The sequence below is a fragment of the Ferrimicrobium sp. genome, from assembly GCA_022690815.1.
In the GTDB taxonomy this organism is placed as follows: Bacteria; Actinomycetota; Acidimicrobiia; order Acidimicrobiales; family Acidimicrobiaceae; genus Ferrimicrobium.
In genome coordinates, this window is the sequence record JALCZJ010000002.1 from 81,763 (window position 1) to 96,428 (window position 14,666).

Annotated in this window: 13 protein-coding genes and 1 tRNA gene; 6 read left to right on the top strand and 8 right to left on the bottom strand. The window is 58.2% G+C overall.

The genetic code is table 11. The annotated features are described in order from the left end of the window. Nucleotide 1 precedes the first annotated feature (1 nt). From MP439_01155 to MP439_01165, 3 genes are all read right to left on the bottom strand, one after another. Nucleotides 2-883: a DMT family transporter gene (locus MP439_01155; GenBank protein ID MCI2974673.1), complete on the bottom strand. Its 882-nt coding sequence runs from the start codon at nt 881-883 to the stop codon at nt 2-4. A gap of 258 nt (nt 884-1,141) precedes the next feature. After that, the gene (locus MP439_01160) at nt 1,142-1,774 is read right to left on the bottom strand and encodes a DoxX family protein (protein ID MCI2974674.1); all 633 of its coding nucleotides are present in this window, start codon (nt 1,772-1,774) and stop codon (nt 1,142-1,144) included. Nucleotides 1,775-2,014: 240 nt separating this feature from the next. Continuing rightward, nucleotides 2,015-2,106 (bottom strand) — tRNA-Ser (locus MP439_01165). A gap of 214 nt (nt 2,107-2,320) precedes the next feature. Between MP439_01165 and MP439_01170 the strand changes: the two genes are divergently transcribed. Together MP439_01170 and MP439_01175 are read left to right on the top strand one after the other, a co-directional pair. Continuing rightward, nucleotides 2,321-3,220: a 2-hydroxyacid dehydrogenase gene (locus MP439_01170; protein ID MCI2974675.1), complete on the top strand. Its 900-nt coding sequence runs from the start codon at nt 2,321-2,323 to the stop codon at nt 3,218-3,220. Nucleotides 3,221-3,643: 423 nt separating this feature from the next. Next, nucleotides 3,644-4,843, top strand: a complete 1,200-nt coding sequence (locus MP439_01175; GenBank protein MCI2974676.1) for an NAD(P)/FAD-dependent oxidoreductase — start codon at nt 3,644-3,646, stop codon at nt 4,841-4,843. Between the two features lie 254 nt (nt 4,844-5,097). Here the strand turns inward: MP439_01175 and MP439_01180 are convergent, their stop codons facing one another. Then, complete coding sequence (locus tag MP439_01180) at nt 5,098-6,471, bottom strand: pyridoxal-dependent decarboxylase (GenBank protein MCI2974677.1); 1,374 nt, start codon at nt 6,469-6,471, stop codon at nt 5,098-5,100. Nucleotides 6,472-6,600: 129 nt separating this feature from the next. On the opposite strand from MP439_01180, the gene MP439_01185 reads away from it, so the two are divergent. Both MP439_01185 and MP439_01190 read left to right on the top strand, forming a co-directional pair. Further along, nucleotides 6,601-7,113, top strand: a complete 513-nt coding sequence (locus MP439_01185; GenBank protein MCI2974678.1) for a MarR family transcriptional regulator — start codon at nt 6,601-6,603, stop codon at nt 7,111-7,113. Nucleotides 7,114-7,117: 4 nt separating this feature from the next. Then, on the top strand, nt 7,118-7,957 hold the full coding sequence (locus tag MP439_01190) for a patatin-like phospholipase family protein (protein MCI2974679.1): 840 nt from the start codon (nt 7,118-7,120) through the stop codon (nt 7,955-7,957). An 11-nt stretch (nt 7,958-7,968) separates the two neighbouring features. Here MP439_01190 and MP439_01195 read toward each other — a convergent pair whose 3' ends face one another. Continuing rightward, the gene (locus MP439_01195; GenBank protein MCI2974680.1) at nt 7,969-8,949 is read right to left on the bottom strand and encodes an aldo/keto reductase; all 981 of its coding nucleotides are present in this window, start codon (nt 8,947-8,949) and stop codon (nt 7,969-7,971) included. A gap of 243 nt (nt 8,950-9,192) precedes the next feature. Here MP439_01195 and MP439_01200 point away from each other — a divergent pair, with 243 nt between their 5' ends. Both MP439_01200 and MP439_01205 read left to right on the top strand, forming a co-directional pair. Continuing rightward, nucleotides 9,193-10,338: a hypothetical protein gene (locus MP439_01200; protein MCI2974681.1), complete on the top strand. Its 1,146-nt coding sequence runs from the start codon at nt 9,193-9,195 to the stop codon at nt 10,336-10,338. 363 nt (nt 10,339-10,701) lie between these two features. Next, entirely contained in the window at nt 10,702-11,640 is a 939-nt protein-coding gene (locus MP439_01205) for a hypothetical protein (GenBank protein ID MCI2974682.1), read from the top strand. 85 nt (nt 11,641-11,725) lie between these two features. Here MP439_01205 and MP439_01210 read toward each other — a convergent pair whose 3' ends face one another. The 3 genes from MP439_01210 to MP439_01220 all read right to left on the bottom strand — a co-directional run bounded on the left by MP439_01210 (nt 11,726) and on the right by MP439_01220 (nt 14,665). Continuing rightward, a complete protein-coding gene (locus MP439_01210; GenBank protein ID MCI2974683.1) occupies nt 11,726-12,334 on the bottom strand; it encodes a PadR family transcriptional regulator in 609 nt (202 codons plus the stop codon). Nucleotides 12,335-12,507: 173 nt separating this feature from the next. Further along, on the bottom strand, nt 12,508-13,893 hold the full coding sequence (locus MP439_01215; GenBank protein ID MCI2974684.1) for an HlyD family efflux transporter periplasmic adaptor subunit: 1,386 nt from the start codon (nt 13,891-13,893) through the stop codon (nt 12,508-12,510). After that, entirely contained in the window at nt 13,811-14,665 is an 855-nt protein-coding gene (locus tag MP439_01220) for a hypothetical protein (GenBank protein MCI2974685.1), read from the bottom strand. Before MP439_01220 ends, MP439_01215 begins: the two co-directional genes overlap by 83 nt. Between the last annotated feature and the right edge of the window lies 1 nt (nt 14,666).

Below are 14,666 nucleotides of genomic sequence, written 5' to 3' on the forward strand. Positions count from 1 at the left end.
GCTAATCAGGCGCCATCGAGATGGGGTCCTCTGGTGGTGTGGCGAGTGCCGGTCTTCGCTGGACGAGCCAGGCACCGATCAAAATGAGGATCGCCCCAAGCGCTTCGTACCAGATGAGGTGCTCACCGAGTACCACCGCCCCGGCCAGGGTGGAGAAAATGGGCATGACGAGTGGCGTGAGCGATGCACCGAGTGCGCCGGCTCGGTGAATCAAGGAATAATTCAGTATGTAGGCGACGCCGGTACCGAATGCCCCGAGGAGGACAACTGCGATCACCGACCGGATGTTGATGGCATGTCGAGGGTGTGCAAGAACGGCCCAGATGATGAGCGCCTCAATTGCGGCCATCGCTAGCTGTCCGCCAGCCAATCCAAGCCGACTAGTTTCGTCAATCACCATCGTCTTACGGATGTAGACATAGCCAACCCCGTAGAAGATGGCGGCGAGCAGACAAGCGGCGCTGCCGACGAGCGATCCAGTCGCGATGTTGCCCCCAACGCCGAGGACCGCAATGACGCCAACGAACCCAACCATGAGCCCAAAAATTCGACGGGCAGAGGAGCGCTCGACTCCGGCCACAATCGCGACTGGGAACGTAACCAGTGGAGTCATGGCATTGAGTAGGCCGGCCAAGATGGCGCTGATATGGGTCTCGCCATATCCGAACAGCACGTAGGGGATCGTGTTCGATATCGCCGCGGCGACGGCAAGATGTCCCCAGACGCGTATCCCCCGAGGGAAGGCGAGATGTTTGATCCCAACGATCGTGAGGATGACCGCCGATCCGAGGAGGGTGCGGATGAGGGCGATCTCGATGGGAGAGAAGCTTTCGACGCCAACCTTGATGAAGATAAACGAGCAACCCCAAATGAGCGAGAGCACCAGGAGTGTTATCCCAGCCCTGCCGTTCACTGGGCAACCCGCACGGTGTTGTCAACCTACTTTCTTGGACCAAAACGCATGGTCAGCATAGTGTCTAGCAGCGTACAAGCCTCGATCACGTGACCCGAGTATGTCGGCGTGGCAGGCTTTGTCGCCGGGATCGGCATGTAGCCACGGTGTGGATTGGACCCATCAACACACTAATCCCCCTCGAGGGAGGGGGATTAGTGTGTGCCTAGGGATGGGGTCTTGGTTACATCAGGTGTTGCTCGGGGTACCTGATTCGCTCGTTGTGTTGTTGTGAGTTCGCTGCCATGGGGTTCCAATCCGAGGGAGCAGGTAACGGTCGAGTCCGAGCCATCCAGCATTCCTCCAGGCCAGTACCAGGAGGATGCCGAGGATGATAAAGACCGGGTTCGTGCTGATGGCACCGGAGAAGACGTAGGTGAAGTTTAACGCCAATCCAAAGAAGGCAGCGATGGCGGTAAAGGCTCCAAGGACAAGGGCGATCCCGATGATGAACTCGGCAAGGGCATCCACCCTGGCAACCAGGAGATAATGAGGGAGTACCCCATGGCGAAGGATGGCTACCCACCAGCCATAGGAGACCTGGGCATGGGGTCCCTTGGACTCAGCGATGGCACCAAGGGCAAACCCCTTGACCCCAAGGCCAGTCTTCCAAAAGCCCGCCGACTCACCTCCCCAGAGTTTGGAGGCGCCTGCGTTGATCCACTCATAGCCTAACCAGAGCCTCACGATCAGCCAGATCCACGAGGCCGCCTTGGAGGCAAAGACATAGCGAGCAACCCGTGGCTCTTCGATGTTGGTAACATCGATGTTCTCGTGGGTATCTACCGATTCGAGATGACGTCGACTCTTAAGATTTGTCATGATCATTCCTTTCCCATCAGATGCTTGCAATAAGGCACGTACACCCAGGCATTCATAATGCCTGGAGCAAGCGCTCATTGGAGAGCTACCTTTTGATCTAGGAAGACGAAGGCGATCGACCAAGTGGCAAAGGGAGGGAACACGGAGGGACCAAGGGCCCGGGGAGGGAACACGGAGGGACCAAGGGCCCGGGGAGGGAACACGGAGGGACCAAGGGCCCGGGGAGGGAATTAGGAGTTGTGGCGGAGAGGGAGGGATTTGAACCCTCGGACCCGCATTACCAGGTCAACTCATTAGCAGTGAGTCCCATTCGGCCTCTCTGGCACCTCTCCGTAACCCACCATTGTACAGCGACGATGACAAGGTCCATGATCAGTTGGACGAATTTCGTCGCGCTTCCTCGGTTCCTCTCATCGCCATCACCCTTGGCACACCAAGAGCGCGCCTTCGGGTGCTGGGCCAACCCTCGACGCCGACAGCCAGCCTCGGCCACCGGTAAACCCACACGATATCGGATTCACTAGCATGTAAAGGATGCTGATCACCGTGCCCCAACGTTTCGCGCAACTTGTAGATCGCTTCCCTCAACTGCCGATTGCGGTGCAAGAGCCTGGGCAGGCATTCGACGAGCGTGTCGCTGAGACAACCTTCTATGTGCCTGGCTACATGTCAGGGCCAGTTGGCGTGGCACACCTTGGTGCCATGCCCCGCCTTGAGGTAGTTCAGATCTTGAGTGCGGGCGTCGATGCCGTGCGGGCGGCGATTCCCCCTGGAGTCACCCTCTGCAACGCCAAGGGCGTCCATGACGCCGCTACCGCTGAGATCGCCGTGACGCTCACGCTGGCATCGCTCCGTGGACTTGGAGCCTTCCGGGATCTCCAGCACGACGCAGTATGGGATAATCGCAGCTACGCATCACTCGCTGACCGCACGGTCCTACTGATCGGTTACGGCTCCATCGGCACGGCAATTGAGCAGCGGCTCAACGGCTTCGAGGCTGAGATCATTCGTGTCGCGCGGACTCCCAAGCTCAACCCAGCGGTTTTCGGATACGACGAACTCGACGAGCTTGTCCCCAAGGCCGACGTCATCATCATGATCGTCCCGCTCACCAGCACCACGAGGGGCATGGTCAACCGACACTTTCTAAAGCTGATGCGTGATGGAGCGCTGCTGGTCAACGTCGCGCGAGGACCCATCGTCGATACAGACGCGCTTATCGAAGCCCTCTCGACCGGGCGCATTTCGGCTGCGCTTGACGTGACCGACCCCGAGCCATTACCACCCGACTCGTCGCTCTGGCATATGGACAATTGCCTCATCACTCCACATATCGGTGGCGACACTGACGCGTTCTATCGACGTGCACTTGAGCTTCTCACCCGCAACATCGAACGCTATAGCAAGGGCCTTGGGCTTTTGAACGTCATCACCGGCGAATACTGAACCCACCGGAACCATGGCCAGACCCCGGGGCCACTGGCTACCCTTGGCCCACTTCATCGTTTGATTATGGATCCATAACCCAACGAATAGTCACCAGTGATCCAATCACTGAGACCATTTGAGCCCGCGTGAGCGCTGCTCTTTGCATCCTATCGACTCCCCAGGGCCCATCATTGCCGCTATGACACCTCACATCATCGCAGCTCAGTTAGACAATTAAAGGGCTACAATACGTCATTCACGCCGTCACCCCTACTTGGCCACCGCTCATCACGGCCCCAAATCCACGCCCGGTAGCGGCCATCACCGGATCTAAATCAATTGAGTTCATGAGTTAAAGGACTGAAGTCATCCGAAAAATGGGACTAAAGTCCTCTTTGTGGGCTCTACTCACACCTATGTGCCAAGAAAGGGGGGATTACAATGCCTGATGGACTTCATCATAAGGTTGTAATCATCGGAGGGGGGACTGCCGGTATCACGGTAGCCGCCCGACTACGCAATGCAGGGGAGGCCGATGTAGCGATCATCGAACCTTCCGAAGATCACTATTATCAGCCGCTTTGGACTATCGTCGGTGCAGGCCTCGCCAAGGCGTCGGAGACCTTGCATTCAGAAGCCTCCGTCATGCCCAAGGGGGTCAAGTGGATCCGCGACGCCGCCACCGAGATCGACCCTGACACCCAAACCGTAACCACTGCAGCTGGAGTCGTCGTCAACTACGACTATCTCGTCGTGTGTCCAGGCATTCAGCTGGACTATGAAAAGGTGCCCGGGCTCACCGAGACACTGGGCAAGAACGGGGTTTCGAGCAACTACCGGATCGATCTCGCCCCCAAGACGTACGAGATGTTCAAGGACATGACCTCAGGCACCGCCGTTTTTACCATGCCGTCCGGACCTATCAAGTGTGCCGGAGCTCCCCAAAAGATCGCCTATCTAGCCAGCGATCACTGGCAAAAGCGAGGAGTACTCAACAATATTCACGTGATCCTTGTGCTCCCGACTCCTGGCATGTTCGGAGTCCCTGAGTTCTCCAAGGTCCTTGATGAGGTGGTCAAGAAGTACAACATTGACGTTCGCTTCCAAAGCGAGATGATCGAGATCGATGGGGACAAACGCGAGGTCGTCATCAAGGACAACAAGGATGATACGACCTCCACGATCAAATTTGACTTCCTCCATGCAGTCCCGCCCCAAAGTGCTCCTGATTGGATCAAGCGCTCTCCGATCAGTGACAAGACACCGAATGGCTATGTCGAGGTGGGGAAGCACTCACATCAACATCCGACCTATTCCAACATCTTCGCCCTCGGGGACGCCGGGAACACCCCGAACTCAAAAACCGGCGCAGCCATTCGCAAGCAAGCTCCAGTCGTGGTGGCCAACCTGCTCGCCCAGATGCGCGGACAGTCGCTACCTGCCGAATACGACGGCTATGCATCATGTCCGTTGGTGACTGCCCATAATCGCATGCTTCTCGCTGAGTTCGACTACACCATGAAGCCTCATCCAACGATCCCGATTATCAACACCCAAAAAGAACGTTATGACATGTGGCTTCTCAAGCGCTACGGACTCCCGTTCATGTACTGGAATCTGATGTTAAAGGGGCGGGCCTAGCAGATGAACTGGTGGCGGATGCCGCCAGTTCAGGACGCGTAGTGATCCAGCGCCAAGGCAGACAACGCCTCACGGCACCCGTGAGTCTCGATTCGAAGCCATCCGAGCAGTAGCTTAGGCGATGGACGCCCCGGGATGCGTTATCGTGAGTTCTACTGCTCCTTGGACCGCCCAGCTGGCCGAATTCAGCGTTCCAAGGATCCCCCCGTTTGTCGTGATGGTGCGTGACGGAGTCCACCGGCTACAAGCGCCGGTCAGCTGCGTGGGTCCCAGGCCAAGGAGTCAAGAATCGCTCGAACGTCATCAAGGGTTGTGAGAGGGTTGACGAAGCAGAAACGCAACACCTTCTCGCCATGATGCTCGGTGGGTAGCACGAAGCCAACGCCGTCCCGGAGCGCCTGGGCCGACCATCGGTCGTAGGCCTCTGGCTCCCAGCCAAGCCTACGGAAGAGCACCACGGACAGCTCTGGTTCCATGACCATCTCGACATACTCACGGCGTTGGATTTCGGCGACCGTTGCCCTTGAGAGATCGATAGAGGCCTGGATGTCCTCCTGGTACCGCCTCGTCCCATACGTTGCCAGCGAGAACCAAAACGGAAGCCCTCGCACCCTTCTACTGAGGTGGTAGCCATAGCTCGACGGATTCCACTCCTCGGCCTTATTGATGTCATCCAGGTAGGCGGCTTCCTGGGTTAGCGCATGCTTGGCATATTTTGGCTCCCGGTAGAGAATAGCGGCGGCATCAAAGGGAGCAAACAACCACTTGTGTGGGTCGATCACCAAAGAATCGGCATGCTCGATCCCCTCAAACCGCCAGCGCTCCTTAGAGGCGAGCGCCGCGCCGCCATAGGCTCCATCGATATGGAGCCATAGATCGTTTGCCTGAGCAAAGGTGCTCACCGATTGCAGATCATCAACCAGGCCAGCGTTTGTCGTCCCCGCGGTGGCGACCACCGCGACCACCGAGCTGCGGATCTCGTCGTCCAATTGCGCCCACACCTCGTTTAGGCCAATGCCGGTGAGTTTTCCATCGGATCCCGTGGGTACATAGATCACCTCCAGATCCATAAGGCTTGCCGCCGAGGCGATCGAGGAGTGAGCCTCGTGTGATGACATCACCCGCCAACGATCGGGACGTTGGAAGTCTCGCCTCTCCTTTGCACGCTGACGTGCCGCATGGAGACCCGACAGGTTCGCCAGCGAACCCCCAGACACGAAGGTACCCCCAGCGCCCTGGGGCATACCGGCAAGATCAGCAAGCCAACGCAGCGCCTCATTTTCACAATGGACCGCCCCGGCAGCCTCGAGCCACGACGTACCTGAGATGCACGAGGCGGAGACCACCATATCAAAAAGCACCGAGGCCTTCGTCGGAGCAACCGGAACGAAGGCGAGAAACCGGGGGTGGTCGCTCGATAGCGTTGCTGGCGCGTAACCCTCGATGAAGCGCCGGAGAGCCTCCTGTCCACCGATGCCTTCGTCGGTAACATTTGGGCCGTACAGCGCGCTCAATTCGGTCTCACTCCTTGGACCATCTAAAGGAGGTGGCTGGAGCGCTACCCGTTGCAGCGCGTACTGGACGATCGCCTTTTCCAGCTTGAGCGTCTCTTCGTCAAGACGATGCACGAATCCTCCTCAATGAACAGTGGCCAAGCCCTGAGTTTATACGAATCGTGGATAGGTTCCCCGTTCTTGCGCAACCCTGATACAATGACATACGGCCGTCCAGGTGAACCCGACAACCAAGGAGTTCTGATGCCCACCGCTACTCCCACAACCACCCACACCCTCGACGAGGTGTTGTTCACGCTCGGGCAGTCACTGCGTCGTCTGCGTATCTCCATTGGAGACGAGTCGGACTACGCCTATGCGATCGGCTCTGGCTTTTGGCAGCTGGTTCTGCTAGGCAACCGTGGCGAGGAACGAGTATCCGAGATTGCGTCAGCGCTCAACTTAGACATCTCTACCGTCTCGCGCCAGCTCAAGTTGTTGCAGTCACGTGGGCTCATCGAACGAGTCTCTGATAGATCCGATGGTCGCGTCTCGAAGGTGCGACTCACTGCACTCGGCAAAAACATTCTCGACCAGCTGGTCACGGCACGGCTCGCCGTCATAAACGATGCCCTGTCCACGTGGAAGGAAAGTGATATCGAGCAGTTGATCCTTTTGCTCGATCGGTTTTCACAAGACCTCGGCACCACACTGGCCGAACCCGTTAGCTGCTCAGCGCCCAAGCCCGACGAAGATCTCCCATTGGGCGGACACTAAGACGTTGTCTCTTAGTCAGCCACTCGCATTTGTATTTGGTGGGGGTGGTGCTCGCGGAGCCTGTCAGGTTGGCATGTTGTTGGGGCTTTTGGAAGAGGGCTTCTTTCGGCAGGGGCTCAACCCCGACCTCGTGCTTGGAGTCTCCGTTGGGGCACTCAACGGCGCCGTCTTTGCCGAAGAGCCTAACGAGGATGGCCTTGACCGATTGGTAAAACTTTGGTCAACGGCACGGCTTCAATCCCTCTTCCCTCGCCGCCGGACCTTTGGCTACCTCGCCAACCGTCAGGCGGTCTATGCAGCTGAACCGCTGCGACAACTCATCCGCGATAACCTGAGGATCGAGGATCTCGCCAACACGAAGGTGCCACTCCACGTGTTGTTAACTGACACCGACACCGGCACCGAAGCCTGGTTCAACCAGGGATCTGTTGTTGATCTACTCTATGGCTCCGCTGCCATCCCGGGCGTTTTACCTCCGCTTCGGTTCAACGATCACCATTACATCGATGGAGGCATGGTCGACCCCAACCCGATCCGTCGTGCCATCGAACTCGGCGCCCACAGGATCGTTCTGTTTCTCTGCGGATCGCTCACCCCGTTCTTTCACAGCAAGGGTCGACCGCTGACCACGCTCTTAATGGGCTATAGTCTTACGCAACTCGCACTCACAAAGCGCGAACTTGCGCGAGGACGGTCAACGGTCGAGGTTGTGACGCTCGAGTGTGGTGCCGCCGACTCCGTTGATGCGCTCGACTTTCGACAGACCCAACGGCTGATTTCGGCGGGCAAACGGAGTGTGACCAATGCACGGGAACAGCTCATCGAGCTCATCGAAGGTCAATAACGACCCAGGCCTTACCGATTCACCGTAGACATGTCGGGGTACCGATCGCCAGCAGTCACACCAATCGGAAAGACCTGATCGATCAGGGCCAGCTCCTCGGGCGCCAGGACGACATCGATGCTGTTGGCATTTTCGCTGAGACGATCCAAACTCCGCGTGCCCGGAATTGCCACGACATCCTCGCCCTGTGCAAAAAGCCAAGCGAGAGCCACCTGAGCCGGCGTATGGCCAACACGCTCGGCCAACTCGCGCACCGTCGCAACGAGCTTAAGATTCTTGGCAAAGTTCTCGCCAGCAAAACGAGGGTGCCTCCGGCGGGTATCGTTCTCATCGAGATCGTCGATGCTCTTGATGGCACCGGTGAGAAAGCCACGCCCGAGTGGCGAATACGCGACAAAGCCGATGCCGAGCTCTCGTAGCGTCGGTAGTACCTCGGTCTCTGGGTCTCTCGTCCAGAGCGAATATTCGCTCTGCAGCGCGCTAATAGGGTGTGTCGCATGAGCACGGCGAATCGTTGCAGCCGAGGCCTCTGAAAGTCCAAGATAGCGGACCTTGCCGGCTGTGACCAGCTCAGCCATCGCTCCCACCGTCTCCTCGATCGGCACCTTGGTATCGACTCGGTGTTGATAGTAGAGATCGATGTACTCGACTCCCAGCCGGAGCAACGATGCATCACAGGCCCGCCGGACGTAATCAGGGTCACCGCTAATGCCTTGGAACTCACCATGTTCACCACGGACATTACCGAACTTGGTGGCCAAGGTCACCTCGTCTCGGTGCCCCTTCAAGGCACGGCCAACCAGGACCTCGTTGGTGAACGGACCGTACATGTCAGCGGTATCGAGAAACGTGACACCGAGTTCGATAGCCCGATGAATGACCTTGATCGAGTCAGCATCATTGGCCGGCCCGTAGAACTCGCTCATCCCCATACACCCAAGACCCACCGTGGAAACCTCGAGGCCTTGGTGGCCCAACTGTCGTTGTTGCATCATGACCATCCTTTGCAGGTTGTAACACCATATCTCATGCACCACCCGATGACCTCGTACGATCGCGAGTGGACGCTCACGCCTCATTCTTGCCCAAGGCGAGGCCGTTACTAGGAAGCGACCCGGCGTGTGAGTAGCATAGATCCATGCTAGCAAGCCTGAACTTTACTGAAGATCCCCGGCATGGGATGACCCACCATCACCGATTAGCTACGACTGAGCCAAGGTTCGTGGGCTAGGTCCATGACAACGCTGCGCTTCGTGCTCGCGTTTGTCGGCGGAGCCATCTATCTCATCGTGTCGCTCAATGTCGTGCGATCGTTGCTCGTTCCTCGAGTCGATCGCTCAAGCCTTCTCAGGTTCGTAATCCGGACCCTCACGGTTCCAGGCCAGATCGTGAGACACAAGATACGACACTACGAAACCCGCGACCGCATCCTCGCCTTTGAGGGACCGCTATCGCTGTTAGTGTTACTCGTGGTCTGGGTACTCGGCTATCTTCTCGCCCTGGGTCTCCTATTACTCCCGAGCGTCCACAGTCCCGCTAAGGCCCTTGCCCAGGCCGGCTCCTCAATGGTAACACTCGGCATTATCAGCTCTCCACGAGGATGGGCCCAAGGCATCGACATCCTGGCAGGTCTCACAGGCCTCTTTATCATCACCTTGCAAATCGCCTACCTGCCGACGATCTACGGCGCATACAACCGGCGCGAAACCGAGGTTACCATGCTCGTTGCCCGTGCTGGTGAGCCGGTTTGGGGGCCAGAAATCCTTGCGCGAACACAACTGATGTCATTGACAGAGGACCTGGCGGACTTTTATCGCCAATGGGAGCGCTGGGCAGCAGATGTCCAAGAGAGCCACGCAAGTTACCCGGCACTGATGCTCTTTCGCTCTCCGAGCGCCTACTCTTCATGGGTTATCGCCCTGTTGGGCATTTGCGATTCGGTGGCACTGTTACATTCGGTCGCACCAGACCAAACACCCATTGAAGCCCGGCTGGCGCTTCGCATGGGCTACCTGTGCTTTCGTCGACTCAGTGCAGCGCTTGGCCACCCAGTCTCCGAAGATCCATCACCGACGGATCCCATCTTGCTCGAGCGCGCAGAGTTCGACCGCGGTATCGATCGACTCATCGCTGCTGGCCTCCCGATGGAGCGGAGTCACGACGAAGCCTGGCCTCACTTTCGCGCATGGAGAGTCAACTACGAAGAAGCTGCCTACTTCCTTGCAAATCGGATCGATGCAGTTCCGGCACCCTGGAGTGGACAACGCCTTTCCGGTCAGCGCGAAATCCCGTTTCAACGCCTCAAGAACCGAACCCCAGAAGATCCAGAGGGCATCTCGCACACACCGTACTATCCCGATGACCCAGATGTCACCGTTTGATTGGGAGCGGATAAAACTGAAGCGCAACCACGCTTTCATGGTTCCCCATCGTGCCCTCCTCAGCTAGCGTGAGCATATGGCACAATTGATCGGTCACCGATCTCTCCATGATGTAGACCCTCGATGTCTCCCGAGTTCGACGTGGGATCACAACCAAGCCGGTGTCACTGCTCGATGACCGTTCATATGCAGGACCCTCCGCGCCGTGTGGGCACTCGACGTCGTTGCTTGGCGCCAAGCAAGCTTCTCATTTTCGGCGCTACGTTGCTCGGCGCTACGTTGCTCGCCGCCTGCGGTCAAACGTCCACAGCTACCGTCACTCTGACGTCCGTGAATCGGAAACAGACGTCGCTTGCGGACATCGTGCAACAATACTCCACTGCAAACAACCATGCCAACGAGACACTGAGTATCGCCGATCAGAACCGCGATGAGCAGGGTACGGCGGCCGCAATCGACGACACCGACTTTGCGATCTCACGTGATGCTGGTTACCAAACCGCCCAGGGCAATAGCTACAAACCCTTCTATGAGAAACTCGATAGTGGTGTCCGACTTGGATCGAGCAAAGGCTATCCAAAGTTGCTGGTCACCGTTGATGCTCAGTACACGAGTGACCCGAGGACAGCCAATCGTTCCGCCTGCCGCTTCCTTGGGGTGTTTGCCAAGAACTCGTCATCGCAACCGTGGCGGGTGGTTGACGAGCCCACCGTCACCTCAGCGCTCCTACCAAAAGTCAAGGTCACCAATGGCGACGCTGGGATCGTTCCAAAGGCCTCGACCGAGCTCTCTGTCCCACTTGCCCGACTTGCCAAGTACTATGCCTTGGCGTTGACAACTTACTACCAGCAAGGGGTCCTATCGCGAGGATTGAAGCAAGCCGACTTCGCCACGACGGCCCAGTGTTGGTCGCTTCCTTCCCTTTCAACGAACCCCTACGTCTCCACCAGCTCGTCCAAGCGTCTCGCAACCGCCGCAACCGTTACCGCGGGGCACCCTCACATGATCGCTATGACCACCGCGAACGGTGGAGCGCTCGCTGTCCTTACGCTCCACGTCGACCTCATCAGCTCCAGTGCCCAGAATGCTGCGTTCACCTGGCGCCACAGTACGAGTGATCCTGATTCATACCTCTTACCGGCCGCATCTGGACTCCACAGTATTCAGATACCCCTCCTGTTTGACCTCGCCGTGTACGATCCACCAGTCGCCGCCACCAAACTAGCACCACGGCTAGTCGGGTCCTATTGGGGTCCTCTGCTCGGTGGCAACGAGACTTTCCAAGCCCCGGTTAACGCGTGACTAGCCTCCACGTGGAGGCTTGTCAGCGTTGATCACCTCATGTTAGATCACCACATCGACACCGATGGATGCTCCAATCACATCGCTAGTCTTGCGGGGTCGATGGATCCTCGGCGAGCATCTGGTACAGGTCACGGCGCAGCCGAGCAAGTAACCCTTGCGCGCGTTGACGTTGTTCCACGGTGCCAACCAAATCCAGTTGCCGTAGCGCCTGAAAGGTCGCCCGAATTTCACGACCCAGATCGATCTCTCGCCCCGAATTTTCCTCATCAGGCCCCAAGGTCATCGTCTCGGCTTCGGCTCTTCCTGCATCGGTAAGGGTGTAGACCTTTCGACCCTCTTCATCCTGACCTACAATCAGTCCAGCGTCCTCGAGCATCGACAGCGTCGGATAGATCGAACCCGGGCTCGGCTGCCACACGCCGCCATTGCGTTCGGCGATCAACTGCATCAGCTCGTAACCGTGTTTGGGCCCCTGGGTTAAGAGCACCAAAATTTCGCGACGAACGCGGCCTCGAGGAGACCGACGTCGGCGCATGCCTCCGCCGCCCTCGCAACCGCCGCCACCGCAACCCGGGCCGTGCATCCGCCCTCGGTGCATACCGTGTTCATTCATCATTCTTGGACCTCCTCCGTGTTGCTGGCCACAGTTACAGCCGTGTGCCTCGCCTTGGTGCATTCCGTGTTCCTTCATCACTTCCTCCTCTAACGTTATATCGTTAGATACAGTTTAATGACTGGTCCCGGACATGCTGCAGCGATCGTGATCGGACGCCGACCCTCTGGCGAACTCCACCAAAGAGCTGGGTTGCTAGCGCTTGCTCTCCCTTGATCATCGACCTCCCATTGGCGTCAATGAGTGAACTCCTATGGAATGCCACCAGCAAAACTTGAAGCCCCATCAATGAAGGCTCTACGTCCAGCCCTACCAGCGAATGCCCTTGCACCACCGAAGGCTCCAAACCCGCCAAACCCGCTCGTGGTTGTTGGCAAAGGTTCGTCTAGTCTTGCCAAAGCCACCTGCTCACCAAAGACCAAGCCCTTTGTCACCTGGGTATCGACGACGCCGACTACTCCAGTGGCTACGGTGGTTGGTCTCAGCTTGCCTCCCGTGACAAGATCGACAAACATCCGGCTCCCAATCCGTCGTATGGCGGACGTGGGCACCACGACTACATTGCGAGCCTGAGCGGTGTCAATCGTCGTCGTCGCCGTCACGCCATCAAAGATGGTAAGTTTTGCATCTTTGAGTTGCACCGTCGCCTGCACGGTGGTCAACCCGGTGGTGGCGCTCGTGGTTGGCGTTGTGCCGATCGCCACGACCGTTCCACGGTATCGAACACGAGAATCTACCGGCTCCACCACAGCACCATCTCCAACGCGCAGCTCCGCAGCGTCGGTCAAACTCACAGGCACCGCATCGATGATCGCCCCAGGGCGAATAATGGTAATGGCCTCGGTGGAGCTATCCGGGGTTACCTGCTGATCTTGAGCAATCCCGACGCTCGCAACCGTACCGGTAATCGGTGCGATCAGACTCGCTACATTCGATGTTTGCAACGACGCAATCTGCGCTTGATCCGCCGCCACGACAGCCTGGTCATCAGCGACAGCCGTGGTGGAAACTGTTTGAGTCGGAGTCACCGCTGTGTCTCCCTTTCCTTGAGAGCTCAACGCAGCCTTCAAGGTTGAACACGCCTTCTGCTCTTGCGGGCTGGGCGTAGTACATAACGTCGCTAGGGCCTGAGCCGTATCAGCCTTTGACGTGGGGCCCGACGCATCCGGGGTGCTCGGCGTGTCCGATCCCTGCGATGCTGGATCTTCAGCTTCGGCCAGCGCTGTCTCCGCCTCAGCGAGCGCAGCCTCCTCCGTCTGTAAGGAGGCGGACGCATGTTGAGATGGGTCTAGCGTTGCCAACGTCGCTCCCTGTGACACCGCTTCACCAACGTGTACATTCAACGCAGCTACCGTCCCGCTCACCGATGGCACGACCGACACCTGCGACGCCGGGGCCAACACACCAACGCCGACCACCGTCGCTTCGACCGAACCGCGCGTCACCTCAGCAACCTGGTAGCTCCCTCCAGAGTGGCGAAGACCGATAGCGACACCGACCGATGCCCCGACAACTAAGACCAGCACAGCCGCTGCCACGGCAGCCACCCGCCACCTAGGCACTAGCGCCTCCACCGAAACCGCCACCACCACCGAAGCCGCCACCACCGAAGCCGCCGCCACCGAAGCCGCCGCCAAAGGCAGAGCAACTCCCATTCGTTGGGTCCGAGATGGCGATTGACTTTGCCGTGACTACCCCGATTGAGTTCGTCGTGCCCTGCACCGTCACACACTTTCCGACAGCGAGATCCGATGCCGTCGCCGACGAATGTTCAGTCACGGCCGTGGTACTCGAGACCGGAATCGTGACAACAGTCGATCCCTTCGTCTCGACAACCACCACCGCGTTCGTCTCCACGGTCTTGACCGTACCGACAATGGCCTTGAAACTACCGAAGTTAAACTTCCTGTTCCCAAAGGAACCTGACCCGAACGCTCGGCCTGGCCGATCACCACCCGTCGGAAATGTTGCAGCGGAACAACCGTTGGTGGCAGGCAGAATCGTCAGAGCTCGCACCACTGCCGTCGATGAACCAGATGGGGTTACCTCCACAGCCGAAACACACTCACCAGCACGCAACGAACTCGCCTTGGTTGTCACAGTCTGGGCAAAGGTGGTCGATGAACCCCACTTGACTGTCGACTCACCCGTCGAAGTTCCCTGAACCTGCATGCTTGCGCTCGGTGAGATGGCTTCAATCACTCCGGATGCGGCTGGTGGCGTAAAGTGACCCTTCCCAGGAAAGCGTGCAGGGAATTTTGATGTTCCTGGAACCTTCGAACCCGACGTTGCTGGAGGCGTCGTCGCTGATGACGTCGCCTCGGTGCTTGCCGTCGACCCACAGGCCGCCAAGAGCAGTCCAGCCCCAAGCACGACCACCACCGTACCAATCCACTTGGCCTCTTTCATT